Origin of the sequence: Natronosalvus halobius, from assembly GCF_024138145.1 — an archaeon.
Taxonomy (GTDB): domain Archaea; phylum Halobacteriota; class Halobacteria; order Halobacteriales; family Natrialbaceae; genus Natronosalvus; species Natronosalvus halobius.
On sequence record NZ_CP099997.1, the window covers coordinates 2,216,532 to 2,233,859 of the forward strand.

The following is a 17,328-nucleotide window of genomic DNA, read 5'->3' on the forward strand; positions in this document are numbered from 1 at the left end:
AGCATATGAACTGGCGGGACGCAGAACGCGAGTACGACGACGCGGTCATCGACACGACCAGCCTGGGTCGGCTGTTCGAGGATGCCGCCGAGCGACACCCCAATCGCCCAGCGCAGCGCTACAAGGGCGGGGTCTACGACCGCTCGCTCACCGATGACGTGTTGCGGGCGGCCGCCGACGGCGACTTCCGCGCGATCTCGTACGCCGAAATGCGCGACGTCGTCCGGAAACTTACGGCTGGCTTTCGCGACCTCGGCGTCGATCACGGCGATCGGATCGGCATCTTCGCCGACACCCGCATGGAGTGGGCGCAGTCGGACTTCGCGTTACTCTCCGCCGGCGCCGTGGTCACCACCGTCTACCGTAGTTCGTCGCCCGACCAGGTTCGGTACCTGCTCGACGACCCAGGTGCGACGGGCGCCGTCGTCGAGAACGAAGCGCTGCTCGAGCGCGTCCTGGAGGTCGAAGACGACCTCGATCTCGAGTTTATCGTTTCGATGGATACGCTTTCGAGCGCCTACGACGACCGCGACGACGTCCACACCCTCGCCGACGTCTACGCGCGCGGGGAGAAAACGTTCGACCTCGAGGCCTACCAGAATTGGATCGACGAACCCGAGACGGACGACCTGGCGAGTCTGATCTACACCAGCGGGACGACCGGTCGGCCGAAGGGCGTGCAGTTGACCCACGGCAACTTCCGGGCGAACGTCAACCAGATTCGCAAGCGCTACGGGCCGCGTCCGGACAAGTCTCCCAACTTACCGGTGATCGACGAATCGACGCAGACGGTCTCGTTCCTGCCCCTGGCTCACGTCTTCGAGCGCACCGCAGGACACTTCCTGATGTTCGCCAGCGGGGCCTGCGTCGCCTACGCCGAGAGTTCCGACACCCTGCAAGAGGACTTCAGCGCGGTTCGGCCGAACTCGGCGACGAGCGTGCCGCGGGTCTATGAGAAGATCTACGATGCCATCCGCGAACAGGCGAGCGAATCCGCGATCAAGGAACGGATCTTCCACTGGGCGACCGACGTCGGCGTCGAGTACGCCGAGGCGGAGGCGCCGGGGCCGGCCCTGCGGGCGAAACACGCCCTCGCTGACCGACTCGTCTTCTCACAGGTCAAGGAAGCCCTCGGCGGCAACGTCGAACTCCTCATCAGCGGCGGGGGGAGCCTCTCGAAGGACCTCTGCACGCTCTATCACGGAATGGGCCTGCCCATCTACGAGGGGTACGGCCTGACCGAAACCGCCCCCGTGGTCACCGTCAATCCGCCCGAGGAACCCAAAATCGGGACGATCGGTCCCGCCCTGCCTGACGTCACGCTTCGCATCGACGAGTCCGTCGCCGACCAGGACGTCTTCGATGACCCCGGCCAGGTCGGGGAGTTGCTCGTTCGGGGACCGAACGTGACCGACGGCTACTGGGAGAAACCCAGCGCTACCGACCGGGCGTTTTTCGAGGCCGAGGTTGAGGACGAGAGCGAGAGCGAGAGCGATGCCGAGGACGAGGACGAGGACAAGGACGACTACGGAGACGACGAAGCCCGCTGGTTCCGCACCGGCGACATCGTCCACCTGCGTCCGGACGGCTACGTCGAGTTCCGCGAGCGGGTCAAGCAGATCCTCGTGCTCTCGACGGGCAAGAACGTCGCCCCCGCCCCCATCGAGGACGCCTTCGCCGCCAGCGAGGTCGTCGAGCAGTGCATGGTCGTCGGCGACGGCGAGAAGTTCGTCGGCGCACTCGTCGTCCCGAACGTCGAGCACGTCCGCAAGTGGGCTGACCGCGAGGGAATCGACCTCCCCGAGGACGCCGAGGCCATCTGTGCGGACGAGCGCGTTCGATCCTACGTCGGCGAGGAAGTCGACGCGGTGAACGAGAACTTCGAGAAACACGAGACGATCAAGCAGTTCCGCCTCGTCCCCGTCGAGTTCACCGAAGACAACGAGATGCTGACGCCGACGATGAAGAAGAAGCGCCGGGTCATCCTGGAGCGCTTCGACGACCGAGTCGACGAACTCTACGCCGACGCCTGACGGGGGGTTTCGACGTTCCCGACCCCACCTCGTCTCGTTCTGCCGTCCGCCGCCGATTGAGCGCCGTCCGCTGTCGCTCGAGTACCGTCACCGCCTATACCACTCTGAACAGCCGAATAGTTCAAGAGGGGTCATGTGCATTGAGGAACCATACCATGGGATGGAGGGAATCCGAACGCCAGTTCGAGGATGACGTGCTCGATGTTGACACGCTGGGCCAGATGTTTGCGAAGACGGTCGAGCGAAACAGGGACGCACCAGCCCAGCGCTACAAGGGCGGGATTTACGACCGCTCGCTCGCAGGTTCGGTGGTCGATCCCGCACCCGACGGCGACTACGCGGTGCTCAGCTACGCCGAGATGGGGGCGATCGTCGAGCGACTCGCGACCGGCTTTCGCGACCTTGGCGTCGACGCCGGTGATCGCGTCGCCATATTCGCCGGGACACGCATGGAGTGGGCCCAGACCGACTTCGCGCTGCTCTCGGCGGGCGCGGTGGTCACCACCGTCTACCGAAACTCGTCGCCCGATAAGGTCCGCTACTTGCTCGACGACCCGGGTGCGACGAGCGTCGTCGTCGAGAACGAAGCACTGCTCGAGCGCGTCCTGGAGGTGGAAGAGGACCTCGACCTCGAGTTCATCGTCTCCATGGACGACCTCTCCGGCACGTACGACGACCGCGACGACGTCTACACGCTCGCCGACGTCTACGCCCGTGGAGACGAAGCCTACGACGAGGAGATCTACCAGGGCTGGCTCGCCGAGCGCACGCTGGACGACCTGGCGAGTCTGATCTACACCAGCGGGACGACCGGCCAGCCGAAGGGCGTGCAGCTGACCCACCGGAACTTCCGGGCGAACGTCAACCAGACCTACCGGCGGTTCGGGCCGCGTCCGGGGAAACCGGCGGGGACCCCCTCGATCAACAGCAACACACAAAGCGTATCGTTCCTCCCACTGGCACACGTCTTCGAGCGCACCGCGGGACACTTCCTGATGTTCGCCAGCGGAGCCTGCGTCGCCTACGCCGAGAGTTCGGACACGCTCAAAGAGGACTTTCAACTCGTCTCGCCGACGACGGCGACGAGCGTGCCCCGCGTCTACGAGAAAATCTACGACGCCATCCGCGAACAGGCGAGCGAATCGCCGATCAAGGAGCGCATCTTCGAGTGGGCGACTGACGTCAGCCGGGCGTACTACCGCGCTGACAGTCCCGGAACCGGCCTGAAGCTGAAGATGACGGTCGCCGACAGGCTGGTCTTCTCGCAGGTCAAGGAGGCTCTCGGCGGCAACGTCGACATGCTCGTCAGCGGCGGCGGCACCCTCTCGGCCGAGCTCTGCACGCTCTATCACGGGATGGGCCTACCCATCTACGAGGGGTACGGCCTGACCGAGACTGCCCCCGTGGTCACGACCAATCCGCCCGAAGAGCCCAAGATCGGGACGATCGGCCCCGCCCTCGTCGACACCGATCTGAAGGTCGACGAGACCGTCGTCCCCGAGGAGAGCACCGACACCGCGATCGGCGAAACCGGCGAGTTGCTCGTCAAGGGGCCACAGGTCGCGGAAGGGTACTGGAACAAGCCCGAGAAGACCGCGGAGGCGTTCGTCGAGGACGACGAGGGACGGTGGTTCCGCACCGGCGACATCGTCACTATTCGGCCCGACGGCTACCTCGTCTTCCACGAGCGTTCGAAACAGATGCTCGTGCTCTCGACGGGGAAGAACGTCGCTCCCGCCCCCATCGAGGACAGCTTCGCTCAGAGCCAGGTCGTCGAACAGTGCATGGTCGTCGGCGACGGCGAGAAGTTCGTCGGCGCGCTCATCGTCCCCAACTTCCAGTACCTCCGGGACGAACTCGGACTCGAGGACGACGCACGTATCGTCGACAGCGAGGCCGCTCACGACCTCGTCCAGGCGGAGGTCGACGCGGTGAACGAGAACTTCGAGAAACACGAGCAGATCAAGCGCTTCCAGCTCGTCCCCGAGGAGTTCACTGAAGAAAACGAGATGCTGACCCCGACGATGAAGAAGAAGCGCCGAGTAATCCTCGAGAAATTCGACGAAGAGGTGGCGGACATCTATCCCGAGCGCGCGTCCGATCGACCAGCCGAGGCGGCCGACTGAGCGGGAACGCGACTACCCCAGTCCACCCCCTCTCGCCTTGTCGCCCTCGAGTTCGGATTCGCGGGTACGGGTCCGTTCTTCTTCCGCCTCCGAGTTGGGTTCGCGATCGTGGGGATAGACGCCCCCCGAATCCGAGCGCGTGTTCCGGGTCAGAGCCAGCCATAGGACCACGCCGGAGAGAACGAGAAACGCCCAGGCGAATTCGCTCACACCCGCGATCACCGACGCGAGTGCGGCGATCAGACAGCCGAGGACGGCGTATCCGTACCGGTTCAATCGCTGGAGGACCATGGTACACCTCGCTCCTGCTGCCACAGGTGTTTTTTCACGGATACGTCGACTACATCCGATCGGCGGGACGCTCCTCGAGGCGTCTGCCGTCACTGCAGTCATCGCTGAACGGTCCGCACGAGCACTCGAGCGCGCTCCCTTCGATCGACCCGAATCCGGCAGCGATCAGTCGAGAGCTATAACTGGGTGGTTTCAGTAGTGAATACATCGACGGATGAACGTTCGACTACAGGACGAGAGGTGGGTGCGCCGCCGCGGCGTCGCCGTCCGGGGCCAGGCATTCGACGGGGCGGACCTCCTCGAGGCGCCGGCCATCGCCGAGCGGTTCGCACGGGCGCTCGAGGACGGGGCCGGCCGGAACCAAGACGCGGACGCTCACCTCGAGGCCGTCGCCGCCTGCGCCGACTCCCTCGAGGGCTTCTTCGCGGCCGTCGTCGGCCTCGACGCAGACTCGACGTACCTCGTCGCCGACGGCGCTCGCTCGATTCCCCTCTGGTACGACGCCGCCGGGTCGGTCGTCAGCGATCGCGGGTGGATTGCCAGAGACGCCGTCGACGCGCCTCGAGACCCGATCGCCGAGCGCGAGTTTCTCCTGACGCGGTACGTAACCGGTCCCGACACCATCTGGCAGGACGTCTTCGCCGTGCAACCGGGGGAAGTGGTTCGGCTCGGATCGAACGACGCCGACGAGGCTCCTGGCGTCACCGATAACGGCGACCGAACCATCACTCGCCACACCTACCGCGAGTACTGGCCCGCCGCCGAGACGCCGACCGACGAGGACGAGGACAAGTGTTCCGGTGACCAGCCCGAGATTCCCCTCGCGCGCCTCGAGGCCGGCCTCCGGACCGCACTCGATCGACTCGAGGTCGTCGCCGGCGACCGCCCCGTCGTCCTCCCGCTCTCTGGCGGGTACGACTCCCGGCTGCTCGCCGCAGCCCTCGTCGAGCGCGGACGGGACGTGATCGGCTTCACGTTCGGGCGCTCGGGCCACCCCGACGTCGAGGTCAGCCGGGCGGTCGCGGCCGAACTCGGGATCCGCTGGGAGTTCTATCCCTACTCGCGAGCGACGTGGCGCGAGGGGTACCACGGCGAGGCTGGCCGCCACTACCGGGAGTGGGCCTTCGGCGGGGACGCCCTCCCGTTTCTGGCCGAGTGGCCCGCCGTTCGCGGGTTGCTCGAGGACGACCGACTTCCCGAAGACGCGCTCTACTGTCCAGGTCACACCGTGGCGACCCCCAGCGAACGACTGCCGCGGTTCGCGGGCGAGCCCCAGTTCGATATCGACTGGGCGACCGTCGGCTGCGGGCCCGCCGTGGATGCCGACGAGCGAGGAACCGCCGACGAAGCACTCGAAACGGTCGACCCCACGCTCGAGGCGCTGGTCGAGTACGTCCTCGAAACGCACTACGTGCTCTGGGACCTGGACGACGTCGCGAACGTGTCCACGAGCGATGGCGGAAGCATCCAGGACGCGTTTCGCGAGCGCATTCGACGTGGTCTCCTCGGCGACCGGTCACCGGCGGCCGTCTGGGACCCCGCGACGGCCGCCGCGGCCTACGAGCGCTGGGAGTGGCGCGGGCGCATGTCGACGTTTACCAACGGCGACTGCCGGGTCTACGAGGACGCCGGCCTCGAGTGGTGGCTCCCGCTGTGGGACCCTGCCTACGTCCGGGCCTGGGAGGCGGTTCCCCTCGCTTTCCGTCGTGGAAAGGGGCTCCACGCCGACCTCGCTACGGCCACGTACTGGCGGGTCGCCGGTATCACCCACGACCGGGCCGCGGTGACGGATCGAACGCTCGATCCTGCCGATCGCTTGATCTCGGTCGTCCGTCACACTCCCGTTCAGCAGTTCCTCGAACGCGGCGGCGACTGGGAGCCGCCGTTCCTGGCGCCGCGCGAACGGTGGCGCGAACCCGGCTCCCACCCGCTCGCCTGGCACGGAATCGTCGACGATGCGATCCTCGAGGCCGCCCCCTCGAATCGAAATCTCTACGCGCTGCGGACGCTGGCGCGGGTCGAGGGCGTCGACCTCGGGGATCCGTCGTGGCTCGCCGACATGGGTAGGGAGTGGTTCGATAGGTCGTCACTCGAGTAACTCGAATAACTCGAGTAGGGTAACGAGTCAGAACAGGAGCGCCAAAAGCAGGTCACCGTAGACGAGCGCGACGACCAGCCCCGCGAAGATCGGTACCAGGAATGGCGTTCCCGGCGAGACCCAGACGACCTCGCGCTCGACGAGAACCTCGAGGCCGTCCCGGAGGGTCTCGGGATCGGTGCCGTAGGCCGTGCCGTCGATGTCCTCGAGGAACGCCGCGGCGCCCCAGGGGTCCTCGACTTCGACGTCGGAAGGCGCGTCGGTATCGCGCTCGAGGCTGTTCTGGACGCGACTCGAACCGCCGTCGCTCCGAACTTCGGCCGTCACCGCGCCGTCGGTCGGCGGATTCGGCTCGTCGGGGAGGGTCGCCGGGTCCCGATACGTCTCCGGGTCCGTCCGGAGTTCCTCGAGAGCGAGCCCCCGCCAGCGAAGGTACATCCGGAGGGCGTCCAGGTCGAGGCCGCTCAGGGACCGCCCCGAGGGCGCGTCCAGGAGGCGTCCGTGGGTACTCGAGACGGCCGTCCACTCGATCGGCCAGCCGACGAACATCACGGGGGCGATTCGCCCGGCGGCGGCGTTTCGAATCGCGAGGACGACTGGGACGAGGACGCCGAGGAGGACGGCGTTGGTCAGGATGGCGAGCGAAAACGCGCTGGCTATCTGCGGGGTGACGGCGGGGAGTGTCCACGAGCCCAGGGCGTACGTCGGGTACGTCGGAAACAGTAGCGCGAGCACCAGCAAGGCCTTCGCGTCGGCACCACCGAAGCCGCCGAACCACCAGAAGAGGTACGCGAGTGGGACGACGACCCCGAGGCTCAGTGCCGAGGGGACGAGAAACTCGTGGCTCCAGGCGACCCCACCGGCACGATAGGCGACCCAGCCGTCCCAGACGAACAGGACCACGGCGAGCGCCGACAGCGGGATCCAGATCGAACTCGAGATCCGGCGGGTCTTCACGTCGCGGACGGCCGCCCAGGCGAAGACGGGGACAGCGACCAGCCGGAGGAGGTCGGGCATCGAGGCGAACGGGACGACGTCGTACACGTTCGCTACGGCGTCCCGATAGGTGGTAGGTGTTACGGCTGCGACGGACTCTCGAACGGCGTGGCTCGCATACAATCACTGGGAAGGCGCCTAGAACCCGTGGCGATCCTCGACTCGTTTAGCTGGCGTCCACGCTCGCTCGAGTTCGCTCACAGATTCCGGCCCGTAGCTTCCGGCCTGTCTCTCTCGGGACGACCCGCTCACGATCCGGACTGCTCGGCTACAAATGCGTTTACCGCGTGATACTAGAAAAGGGTCGGAAAGCGTGTTTTGGATTAGATGACGCGGTTCTGCAGGTAGTCGAGGTGTTTCGCGTTGTAGACGATTTTGACCTCCTCGGACTCGGCAGTACCGATGCAGGTCAGGCGGACGTTCTTGTCCTCGACTTCCTCGTCGCTGAGGATCTGCTGCATGTCCATCTGGATCTCGCCCTCCTTGAGGATGGCCGCACAGTTTGCACAGGCGCCAGCACGGCACGAGAAGGGCCAGTCGTAGCCCTGGGCCTCGGCGGACTCGAGGATGTACTCGCCCTCGTTGACTTCGAGGGTGCCGTAGTCCTCGGCGTCGAAGTCGGCGTCGGCGGCTTTTTCGAAGACGTCGTCGTCGTCGACACTCCATCCCTGGTCGTCCAGTACTTCGTAGTTGAGGTATTCTACCGTGGGCATCAGGTGGCGCTTCGAGGCCCGTACTGGTATAGCTTGCTGTTCATTTGCAACGGTTTATCAGCTTGATAGTCCTCCGCTGTGAGGAATCCGGGTTCAAAAGCCAAACAGCGGGACGAATCGGAAGGTGAGAAACGCCGCGACCGTCGAGATGAGCGGAACGACGTTTTGCATCAAGATGACGCGAGCGGTCGTCGACGGGTCGAACAGGTCGGCCGCCTTCGGGATGTCGGCGGCGCTCTCCTCGCCGATCTCGGGCGGTCGTTCGCCCTCTTCGTCGGCCGTGAGCGCGCCGATCGAGACCGCCGTTTCCTCGCCGCGGGCGGCGTCAGATAGCGTCGTCGTCCGGGTCGCGCGTCCCCAGCCCAGCCCGACGATGCACATGGTCGCGACGACGACGAAGCTAGCGGGGATCCCGATGAGCGAGAGGAAGATGACGATCGCCGAGGCCACGACCGCGACGACGATCGCCGCCGTCAGCGGCAGGTTCGTGATGTCGTTGCCGAGCGTATCGAGAGTCCGACGGGCGATGGTGAACGCCCCGACAGCGACGGCGATCGAACCGATGACGATGAGCGGGCCCAGGTCCAGGCCGCCGGCGCCGTAGATCGGGGCGATGGCGTTGGCGATGTTGCTCGTTCCGGAACTGAAGGCCATCAAACAGCCGATTACGACGACGACCAGGGCACCGGTTCGCTGTCGACGACCCGAGCCGGTTCGGTAGGCGACCCGCGGGACCAGTCCGGAGCGGTCGAGCGAGAGCATCGGCTCGCCGCCGCGTTTGGACTCGATGGCGACCCAGGCGTTGATCTGCGGGTAGAAGTACCGGCCGATGACGCCCGACACCCAGAAGCCGATGACGGGCGCGACGACCCACCAGATGGCGATCTCGAGGACGACGCCGACGTTCAACTCGCCGGTCGCGAACCCCAGCGCGGCGATGGCGCCGACGGCGGTCATCGAGGTCGACGCCGGGACGCCCGCGTAGTTTCCGATGAAGAGCGCGCCGCCGATGAAGAAGAGGACGGCGACGTTGGCCTCGAGCGTGAAGATGTCGCTGTCGGTGATGAGGTCGTTGCCGAGCGTGTCGACGACGGCAGGGCCGATGGTCCAGGCGCCGACGAAGAAGAAGATAGACATCAGTCCCGCGGCGGCGACCTTCGTGATGACGTTTGCGCCGACGGCGGGACCGAACGCAGGCCCCGTGGTCGCGCCGCCGATGTTGTAGCCGACGAAAATCGCGACGAGAACACCTGCGTATAACAGTATCTCCGACACGGACGAACGTATGGGGCAGGGGCCTAAAAACGCGCCTATTTGGCTCGAGGTCGGACGGTCAGACGCTTCAGAGGGCGACGATTCCGGGAGTCGGTACGAGCGTCAACAGGAGTGGTAAAACGACGACCGTGGGACCGCACCGTAACCGAAAACCGGGGCCTTTACTCGGGTCGCCCTCTGCGTACTCCGCATGAGCCAGCAGTTCGCGGAGTTCGAGGTGATTCCGGCAGTCGACGTCCAGGACGGCGAGGTCGTCCAGCTCGTCCAGGGCGAGCGCGGCACCGAGAAACGCTACGGGGACCCCGTGGCGGCTGCGAAACGATGGATCGGCGCCGGTGCTCGCAGTCTCCACCTGGTCGACCTGGACGGCGCGTTCGAGGGCGAGCGAGCGAACGCCGACGCCATCGACGCGGTCCTCGAGGCCGTCGACGTGCCGACCCAGCTCGGTGGCGGCATCCGGACGGCCAGCGACGCGTTCGACCTCCTCGAGCGCGGCCTCGACCGGGTCATCCTGGGGACGGCGGCCGTCGAGGATCCCGACATCGTGGCCGAGATCAGCGCCGAGTACCCGGACTCCGTCGTCGTCAGCCTCGACGCGAAAGACGGCGAAGTTGTCGTCGAGGGCTGGACCGAAGGCGCCGGCATCACGCCCGTCGACGCCGCGAGGCGGTACGACGACCTCGGCGCCGCGGCGATCCTCTTCACGAACGTCGACGTCGAGGGGCAACTCGAGGGTGTCCGGACCGACCCGGTCCGCGACCTCGTCGCGGCGACCGACGTTCCGATCGTCGCGAGCGGCGGGGTAGCGTCGCTCGAGGACGTCGTGGCGCTTCGCGACGCCGGGGCCGCGGCGGTCGTGGTCGGGAGCGCGCTCTACGAGGGGAGGTTTACGCTCGAGGCGGCCCAGAGAGTGGCTGACGACGGGTAATCGGGCGAGCGGCGAGACGGTCGTTCACCGACGATGGACGACCGTCTCGCCGCTCGAGGTGTCCGATGACGTGTGAAAAGTGGAATGGAGCGTGGTACGTGGGTCGAGAAGGGAGACAGAGTTAGAGGAGTGGAGGGTCGAAGTTAGAGGAGTGGAGGGCCCCAGTAGCGTCGACCGTCAGTGCTGGTTGTAGCCGTGACCGGCGTACAGGGCGAAGACGTTGACGACCAGAAGCGTCACGAACGTCAGGGCGATCGTCGGATCGTTCAGGCCGTTCGCGAGGAGGGGCAGGTACGCGAACGGCAGCGCGATAGCGATCCAGAAACTCAGGAACTGTGCTGAGGGCCTGACGACGCCGAGCGTCTGGCGAAGTCGGGAACTGTACTGGCTGACCGCTTCGGGGGACGGCGTGAGCGATTCAGTTGAGGGCGGGGACGGATTTGGCATGGTCATCGAACACCTCTGGGTAGTAGAGACATTCACTGCACCCATCATATAAGGGGACGAACATTGGGGTCGTTTCGGTCCGTTTCACCGATTATGGACCGGGGTATCGGGTGCCTGAAACGCGTTTAGAACGCTCCTAAAATTTTAAAACCGCATTAAAACCGGTATCTCTCGTCGTCGAGTACAGCCCCAGGTGAGGCCCCAACTCGAGCCGATCCGACGCCGACTCGAGCGCAATCGCCTTGTATCGGCCGCCGCATACCTCGAACATGAGCCAGCGAACGGCGACCGTCTCCCGCGAAACGAGCGAGACGACCATCGAGTGCACCCTGACAGTCGATGGGTCGGGAACCGCCGAGGTCGACACCGGGATCGGCTTCTTCGATCACATGTGCACCGCTTTCGCCGAGCACGGCCTGTTCGACCTCGAACTCGACTGCGACGGCGACCTCCACGTCGACGATCACCACACGGTGGAGGACGTCGCCATCGTCGTCGGGACCGCGTTCGACGAAGCGCTCGGGGACCGCGCGGGAATCGTCCGGTACGCCGACCGCCGTGTCCCGCTCGACGAAGCGGTCGCCGACGCAGTCGTCGACGTCAGCGGGCGCTCCCGGTTTTACTTCGACGGGAGGTTCTCACAGGATCGGATCGGGGAATTTACGAGCGACATGGCGCGTCACTTCGCCGAGTCACTGGCGATGCACGCCGGACTCACCCTCCACCTGGCGGTCGACGGTGAGAACGCCCACCACGAAGTCGAGGCGCTGTTCAAGGCCCTCGCACGAACGCTCGACGACGCGACGCGAATCGACGAACGGCGCGAGGGGACGCCGAGCACGAAGGGAACGCTCTAGCGAAGGCGACGACGGCACCCGCTACGGCCGTCGCAACTGATCGCCGTCCTCGGCGAGTTTCCCCTTCGCGAGGGCGTGGTCGATGATCGCGTCGACCTCGTGGCTCTCGAGATCGTAGGCGCCGGCGGCGAGTCCCTCGAGGTCGGCGCGGTCCATCGGGAGTTCGCGGTTACGGAGGAGTCGAAGGACCTTGCCGTAGGCGGCTGGCGGCTGCGAGTCGTCGCCCAACGCGGATTCAGTATTCCGATCGTCGGGTTCAGCGCCGTCTTCAGCTGACTCTCGTTCGATGTCGGCGTTCGATTCTGTCGTGACGCCCTGTCTGCTTGCTCGAGCGGCGGCCTCGACGCCGTCGCTTCGGCTCCCGTCGGCGGTACGGGTTTCGTCGTTTCCGCCGATCGACACGGCGACGTCATCGGTTTCGGGAGGCGTGTCGTCGCGCGAGGAACGTCCGTTTCCGTCGTGCCCGCTCTCGCCCCCGTCCTCGAGTCGGTCGAGTAACGGCTCGAGGAGCGTCTCCAGGCGGTCGTGGCAGGCGTTACAGAGAACCGCGCGACGTTGTTCGCGCTCGCTCGGCCCAAGCGCCGCCGAGACGATTTCGAACGTGCCGGCGGCCGGTTCGCCACAGAAGTCACAGGTCTGGATCGCGCGCATGGCTATTCGTCCGAACCGGACGAACAAAAACGTGAGTCAGACGCGATGGCTCGAGTCTTGACGAATCGAGACAGCCGTCGCTCTGTCGAGGGCGAAGCGACGTACTCGCGTCTCACTGACCGACAGCGAACGATAGAGTCATGCCCCTTGAGAGCATACCACACAGAGCCTGTCCTGGGTAGGGGTACCTGCGACGGGCCACGAATCCTACGGTGGCGGCGTCACACGCGTCGTCCATCCCCCGTATTCTGCGACACGTCGACCGTGAGCAATTTCCGCACTGCGAGGCACCCACCGTGGGCAATCTCCCTTCTACGACGCATCGACCGTGGGCAATCTCCCGTATCTGCGACACACCGACCGCGATCACTCGAGTGCCAGTACCGACGAAGCCGCTCGTTCGACGGCCTCGAGATCGGGCTCCGGGGCGTAGACGCCGAGTCGCCACTGGGCGCGCTGGGCGGCCTGCAGCCCCTGGACGAGGGGCGACTGCTCGTGAAGCCTGCGGACGGAGCCACCGACGACGACGCGCGTCTCCGTCTCGGGCATGCTTGGCCGACCTGGACAGTCAACGACGACCGATCGGGGATCGACGTCGGCCCGGTCGGCGACGTCAGCCTCGAGTTCCCGAACCTCGTCGTGGCCGGCCTCGAGCAGCCACTCCGGCACCGCCTCGAGTTCGGTCCAGGCCGCTCGCTTGTAGAGGCGCCGTTCTGCGAGTCGCGCCGCGAAATCGGTAGTGGGCTGGCACTCGCGCAGCGCCGACAGGAGGTCCGCGTCGGTCATCCGGGCGAATCGTTCAGCCGTCAGGTCGGTTTCCTCGAGCAGGATTTCGGAGGCGCGCTCGAGCATCGACCCCGCGATACGGGAGACGTGGTGGCGGTAGACGGTCGCGTTCATCAACGCGCGAGCGACCAGGAGGCTCTCGGCGGTGGCGACGTTTCCCTCCTCCAGGACGAGCGCGTCGTCGACGAACTGGAGGACTCGAACGAGCCGACCCGGGTCGACCGTGCCGTAGGGGACGCCCGTGTGGTGGGCGTCGCGCACGAGGTAGTCCATCCGGTCGACGTCGAGGTCGCCGGAGACGAGCTGGCCGAGTTTGCCCTCGCCGGCGATCAGATTTGCCACCACGTCCGGCGCGAGGCCGTGTGACTCGAGGACGGCCGCCAGTTCCGAGTCCTGGAAGAGGTGATGAACGTCGTCGTGGTGGCGATCGAGACGGCGCTCGATGATCCGCTCGGTCTGGTGGCCGTAGGGACCGTGGCCGACGTCGTGGAGTAACGCGGCCGCGCGGACGGCCTCCGCGCGGGCCCCCTCGACGCCGAGGTGGGTGAGTGCCTGGCGCGCGAGGTGGTAGACCCCGAGGCTGTGTTCGAACCGGGTGTGACTCGCCGAGGGGTAGACCAGTCGGACGGTCGAGAGCTGTTTGACGTACCGGAGTCGCTGCATCGCTGCCGTGTCCAGGAGATCCTGTGCGACGCCGTCGACCTCGACGTAGTCGTGGACGGCGTCTTTGATCGCGTTCATGGGCGTACTCGCGGCGGGAGTGTCAAAACGAAATCGGAACCGTCGCGGTCGGGTTTTCGTTCACGTTCTCGGTTTCGTTCGCGAGTCGCCGCCCACGAACCGAAACGCCCCTGTGTTCCCGGCCCCTCGAATAACGCATGCCGACCGTACGGAACCGCGGCGCGTCGCTGTTCTACAGCGCCGAAGTCGGGAACGGCGACGAGGGCCCGCCGGTCGTCTTCGTCAACGAAGCTGGACTCGGTGGCTGGCTCTGGGGCTGGCAACACGCCTCCCTGGCCGGCCCATTCGAGACCGTCGTCTGGGACCTCCGGGGCACCGGTCGCTCCGAGGGAACGGCCGGGCCGTACGACCTCGAGACGCTCGCGAGCGATTTCGAGGCCGTCTGCCGCGAAATCGATGGCCGGAGCGTCCACGCCGTCGGCCTGGGACTCGGCGGCGCCATCGCCCTCGAGGCCGCTCGCTCGAGCGGGCGCGTCGAGACGTTAACGCTCCTGGGAACCGCCGCGCACGGGTCGGCGTTCGACCTCGAGGCGCTGTTCGAACCGCCGGTCGACAACGGGGAGGCAACGGTCGAGGGCGATAGCGGCGAAAGTAGTGTCGACGACGATAGCGCTGCCTCAGATTGCGCCGGCGACGACCGACGCGACGCGATTCGATCCACCCTCGAATCCGCCCTCTCCGCGGACTTTCGAGACCGCCAACCGGACGTCGTCGACGGCATCGTCGACTGGCGCCTCGAGGGCGACGCCGACCTCGCAGGCCGGCGCGCACAACTCGCCGCTCTCGCCGAGTTCGACGCCCGTGACTGGCTCGTGGAGGTGACCCAGCCGACGCTGGTCGTCCACGGCACGGCCGACGCGCTCGTCCTGCCCGACGCGGGACGCGACCTCGCCGACGGCCTGCCGAGGGGGACGTTCGTCCCGCTCGAGGGCGCCGGCCACCTCGCTAACGTCGAACGCTCCCGCGCAGTGAACGATCGCTTCTTCGGGTTCCTCGAGGACCACACCGACGACCTCGAACGGTGACCGCCTGGAGCGAGAACCGTGGAGCGAGGGGTGGCTCGTGCAAGGACCGTCTGGAACGGTGAGCGCCCCAGCGGTGCCAGCCGCAAACGAAGACGCTGACGCCGAAAACCGATAGCTAACTGACGGTATCCGGTGGGTTCATGCTCGCTCAGTCCGGAGTAGAACCTGCGCGGGGGGCGGGCGGAATCAGTCTGTCGAATCGATCGTCGACGTTCCACCCACACCACCTATCAACCACCACATTCCCCCGTGTTTTCCCGGGAACGACCCCCACGATTCCCGCAAACCGAGCGGGCAGAAGGCCTTACTATCCGGAGAACATTTACAGATCTATGACACAGGTGCGTCTCGCGCTGCTCAACGCCGCCTACGAGGGCGAGAGCACGCGGCGAAACTTTCGACGCGAACTCGACGCCTCGCTCGCTGAATTCGACATCACCGACGGCGAACTCCCGGAAACCTACGACTACGACGGCGTCGTCGTCACGGGCTCGAGGGCCTCGGTCTACTGGGACGAAGACTGGATCGCGCCGGCAAAAGCGTGGGTCGCCGAGGCCATCGACCGCGACGTCCCGTTTCTGGGCATCTGCTGGGGCCACCAGCTCCTGGCTGACGTCCTCGGCGGTTCTGTCGACGACATGGGCGAGTACGAGGTCGGGTACAGTCATATCGAACACACCGGCGACTCGCCGTTGTTCGACGGGATCGACCGCGAGTTCGTCGCCTACACGAGCCACTCCGACGCCGTCCTCGAGTTGCCCGCCGGTGCCGAACCCCTGGCTGAAAACGAATACTCGAACCACGGGTATCGCCTCGGGAGCGTCTTCGGCGTTCAGTTCCACCCCGAGTTCGACCAGTCGACGATGCGAAAGTTGCTCGAAAACAAAGACATCGAGCCCGAAATCCGCGAGCGCCTGCTCACCAAGGTAACCGACGAGAACCACGCGAAGACACGTCCGGCGAGTCTGGTCTTCGAGAACTTTACGAACTACGTACAGGAGTTGCAGGCGAGCACCGACGGAGAGCACGAATCGGCAGGACTGGACACCACCGATATTTCAGCCTGACCAGGACCGGCGCCAACGGGGACCGAAATTCCCAGCCCACAGGAATCAGCGAGTGGGATAGATATGTCTACTCCGTAGCGCTAGCCACGATGAGATCGTTTCACTCGAATGGCAAACGAACGGTATCGCGACGACAGATGCTCTCGACCGTCGGCGTCGTCGGGCTCGCAACGCTTGCCGGCTGTACGTCGCCGACGAGTGGCCGAGAGCCAGGAGAGGATCAAACTGGGTCGGACAGCGACTCCAGCGGAGCATCCAGTCCGACTGACAACTGGAGTGGCGCGGACGCAACGGACGTCGAAACCGACCACCCATACACCTCGGCCCCCGAGGTCGTGGACCTCGACGAAACCGACGGCGTGGTGACGCTGACGACCGAGGCCGCTCGCCATCAGTTACTGGGCGACGACGCCAGCGGCGGACCGTGGGAACTTCCCGAGGTGTGGGCCTGGAAGACGGCCGACGGCGACCCGAGCGTACCGGGCCCGCTGCTCCGCGTGACCGAGGGAACAGAGATGGAGATCACTTACGACAACACCAAACACAACCGCCCGCACACCTTCCACGTCCACGCCCTGAGCAAGAGTTGGATGGACGATGGGGCCCCGACGACGACCGGCCGGCAGGTCGACGCCGGGGAAACGGGGACCTACGAAATCACGGCCAACGTGCCCGGCACCCACCTCTATCACTGCCACTTCCAGACGCAGAATCACCTCGACATGGGAATGTACGGCATTCTCCGCGTCGATCCCGTCGATTACGACCCGCCGGACAAGGAGTTCTTCCTCACGATCAAAGACTGGGACAGCCGACTCTCGGCCTCGATGGCAGGCGGTGACGTCAACTTCAGCCATCGCGACCGGAACCCCGACGTGTTCACCGTCAACGGGCGGGTCGCACCGTACAGCCTCCACCCGGAAGAGGGGTCACCCATGATCGTCGAGCAAGGCGACCGGGTCCGCATCCACATCACCAACAACGGCTACCAGCCCCACTCGATGCACACCCACAACCACCGCTTCGAGGTCGTCGAAAAGGACGGGAGCGTCGTCCCCGAGGGAGCCCGATACAAGGAAGACGTGGTCCCGCTCTCGCCCGCCGAGCGAAAAACCATCGAGTTCACCGCCGACGCCGACCCCGGCATCTACGCGATGCACTGTCACAGAGTCAACCACGTGATGAACGGCGAACGCTATCCCGGCGGCATGCTCACCGGGATCGTCTACGAAGACGCCCTCGAGACCGAGCAGTTCGCGGCGTTGATGAAGGGCGCAGGGTACGAGGGCTGACC

The 17,328-nt window shown here is 65.9% G+C and carries 15 protein-coding genes; 8 read left to right on the plus strand and 7 right to left on the minus strand.

The features are described 5' to 3' along the window. The first annotated feature begins 5 nt into the window (after positions 1–5). Together NGM15_RS10940 and NGM15_RS10945 are read left to right on the plus strand one after the other, a co-directional pair. Positions 6–2,033 carry an AMP-dependent synthetase/ligase gene (locus tag NGM15_RS10940; protein WP_253430702.1) on the plus strand — a complete coding sequence of 676 codons (2,028 nt, stop codon included), beginning with the start codon at positions 6–8 and terminating at the stop codon, positions 2,031–2,033. 155 nt (positions 2,034–2,188) lie between these two features. Continuing rightward, complete coding sequence (locus tag NGM15_RS10945) at positions 2,189–4,159, plus strand: AMP-dependent synthetase/ligase (RefSeq protein WP_253430703.1); 1,971 nt, start codon at positions 2,189–2,191, stop codon at positions 4,157–4,159. A gap of 12 nt (positions 4,160–4,171) precedes the next feature. Here the strand turns inward: NGM15_RS10945 and NGM15_RS10950 are convergent, their stop codons facing one another. Next, on the minus strand, positions 4,172–4,450 hold the full coding sequence (locus NGM15_RS10950) for a hypothetical protein (protein ID WP_253430704.1): 279 nt from the start codon (positions 4,448–4,450) through the stop codon (positions 4,172–4,174). Positions 4,451–4,664: 214 nt separating this feature from the next. On the opposite strand from NGM15_RS10950, the gene NGM15_RS10955 reads away from it, so the two are divergent. After that, on the plus strand, positions 4,665–6,548 hold the full coding sequence (locus tag NGM15_RS10955; RefSeq protein ID WP_253430705.1) for an asparagine synthase-related protein: 1,884 nt from the start codon (positions 4,665–4,667) through the stop codon (positions 6,546–6,548). Positions 6,549–6,575: 27 nt separating this feature from the next. On the opposite strand, the gene NGM15_RS10960 is transcribed toward NGM15_RS10955, so the two are convergent. From NGM15_RS10960 to NGM15_RS10970, 3 genes are all read right to left on the minus strand, one after another. Continuing rightward, positions 6,576–7,565 (minus strand): A24 family peptidase C-terminal domain-containing protein, encoded by a 990-nt coding sequence (locus tag NGM15_RS10960; protein ID WP_253438045.1) that lies wholly within the window; start codon positions 7,563–7,565, stop codon positions 6,576–6,578. 302 nt (positions 7,566–7,867) lie between these two features. Continuing rightward, positions 7,868–8,257 (minus strand): ferredoxin Fer, encoded by a 390-nt coding sequence (gene fer / locus NGM15_RS10965; RefSeq protein WP_253430706.1) that lies wholly within the window; start codon positions 8,255–8,257, stop codon positions 7,868–7,870. Between the two features lie 93 nt (positions 8,258–8,350). Continuing rightward, positions 8,351–9,532, minus strand: coding sequence for an inorganic phosphate transporter (locus NGM15_RS10970; RefSeq protein WP_253430708.1), 1,182 nt, complete (start codon positions 9,530–9,532; stop codon positions 8,351–8,353). Between the two features lie 190 nt (positions 9,533–9,722). Here NGM15_RS10970 and hisA point away from each other — a divergent pair, with 190 nt between their 5' ends. Further along, positions 9,723–10,460 (plus strand): 1-(5-phosphoribosyl)-5-[(5-phosphoribosylamino)methylideneamino]imidazole-4-carboxamide isomerase, encoded by a 738-nt coding sequence (hisA, locus tag NGM15_RS10975; RefSeq protein WP_253430710.1) that lies wholly within the window; start codon positions 9,723–9,725, stop codon positions 10,458–10,460. Between the two features lie 177 nt (positions 10,461–10,637). On the opposite strand, the gene NGM15_RS10980 is transcribed toward hisA, so the two are convergent. Further along, positions 10,638–10,907, minus strand: a complete 270-nt coding sequence (locus NGM15_RS10980) for a DUF8028 family protein (RefSeq protein WP_253430712.1) — start codon at positions 10,905–10,907, stop codon at positions 10,638–10,640. Positions 10,908–11,176: 269 nt separating this feature from the next. Between NGM15_RS10980 and hisB the strand changes: the two genes are divergently transcribed. Then, positions 11,177–11,764, plus strand: coding sequence for an imidazoleglycerol-phosphate dehydratase HisB (gene hisB, locus NGM15_RS10985; RefSeq protein WP_253430714.1), 588 nt, complete (start codon positions 11,177–11,179; stop codon positions 11,762–11,764). Positions 11,765–11,785: 21 nt separating this feature from the next. Here hisB and NGM15_RS10990 read toward each other — a convergent pair whose 3' ends face one another. Next, on the minus strand, positions 11,786–12,415 hold the full coding sequence (locus tag NGM15_RS10990; RefSeq protein WP_253430715.1) for a hypothetical protein: 630 nt from the start codon (positions 12,413–12,415) through the stop codon (positions 11,786–11,788). A gap of 366 nt (positions 12,416–12,781) precedes the next feature. Beyond that, entirely contained in the window at positions 12,782–13,942 is a 1,161-nt protein-coding gene (locus tag NGM15_RS10995; RefSeq protein WP_253430717.1) for an HD domain-containing protein, read from the minus strand. A 137-nt stretch (positions 13,943–14,079) separates the two neighbouring features. Between NGM15_RS10995 and NGM15_RS11000 the strand changes: the two genes are divergently transcribed. From NGM15_RS11000 to NGM15_RS11010, 3 genes are all read left to right on the plus strand, one after another. Then, on the plus strand, positions 14,080–14,967 hold the full coding sequence (locus tag NGM15_RS11000; RefSeq protein ID WP_253430719.1) for an alpha/beta fold hydrolase: 888 nt from the start codon (positions 14,080–14,082) through the stop codon (positions 14,965–14,967). A gap of 332 nt (positions 14,968–15,299) precedes the next feature. Beyond that, positions 15,300–16,034 carry a type 1 glutamine amidotransferase gene (locus NGM15_RS11005; protein WP_253430721.1) on the plus strand — a complete coding sequence of 245 codons (735 nt, stop codon included), beginning with the start codon at positions 15,300–15,302 and terminating at the stop codon, positions 16,032–16,034. Between the two features lie 89 nt (positions 16,035–16,123). Then, a complete protein-coding gene (locus NGM15_RS11010; protein ID WP_425494443.1) occupies positions 16,124–17,326 on the plus strand; it encodes a multicopper oxidase domain-containing protein in 1,203 nt (400 codons plus the stop codon). The last annotated feature ends 2 nt before the right edge of the window (positions 17,327–17,328 follow it).

Coding starts and splice junctions, on each gene's coding strand:
- NGM15_RS10955 (WP_253430705.1), top strand. CDS start 4,665: ATGAACGTTCGACTACAGGACGAGAGGTGGGTGCGCCGCCGCGGCGTC.
- NGM15_RS11000 (WP_253430719.1), top strand. CDS start 14,080: ATGCCGACCGTACGGAACCGCGGCGCGTCGCTGTTCTACAGCGCCGAA.
- hisA (WP_253430710.1), top strand. CDS start 9,723: ATGAGCCAGCAGTTCGCGGAGTTCGAGGTGATTCCGGCAGTCGACGTC.
- NGM15_RS10940 (WP_253430702.1), top strand. CDS start 6: ATGAACTGGCGGGACGCAGAACGCGAGTACGACGACGCGGTCATCGAC.
- NGM15_RS11005 (WP_253430721.1), top strand. CDS start 15,300: ATGACACAGGTGCGTCTCGCGCTGCTCAACGCCGCCTACGAGGGCGAG.
- NGM15_RS10995 (WP_253430717.1), bottom strand. CDS start 13,942: ATGAACGCGATCAAAGACGCCGTCCACGACTACGTCGAGGTCGACGGC.
- NGM15_RS10980 (WP_253430712.1), bottom strand. CDS start 10,907: ATGCCAAATCCGTCCCCGCCCTCAACTGAATCGCTCACGCCGTCCCCC.
- NGM15_RS10990 (WP_253430715.1), bottom strand. CDS start 12,415: ATGCGCGCGATCCAGACCTGTGACTTCTGTGGCGAACCGGCCGCCGGC.
- hisB (WP_253430714.1), top strand. CDS start 11,177: ATGAGCCAGCGAACGGCGACCGTCTCCCGCGAAACGAGCGAGACGACC.
- NGM15_RS11010 (WP_425494443.1), top strand. CDS start 16,124: ATGAGATCGTTTCACTCGAATGGCAAACGAACGGTATCGCGACGACAG.
- NGM15_RS10945 (WP_253430703.1), top strand. CDS start 2,189: ATGGGATGGAGGGAATCCGAACGCCAGTTCGAGGATGACGTGCTCGAT.
- fer (WP_253430706.1), bottom strand. CDS start 8,257: ATGCCCACGGTAGAATACCTCAACTACGAAGTACTGGACGACCAGGGA.
- NGM15_RS10960 (WP_253438045.1), bottom strand. CDS start 7,565: ATGCCCGACCTCCTCCGGCTGGTCGCTGTCCCCGTCTTCGCCTGGGCG.
- NGM15_RS10950 (WP_253430704.1), bottom strand. CDS start 4,450: ATGGTCCTCCAGCGATTGAACCGGTACGGATACGCCGTCCTCGGCTGT.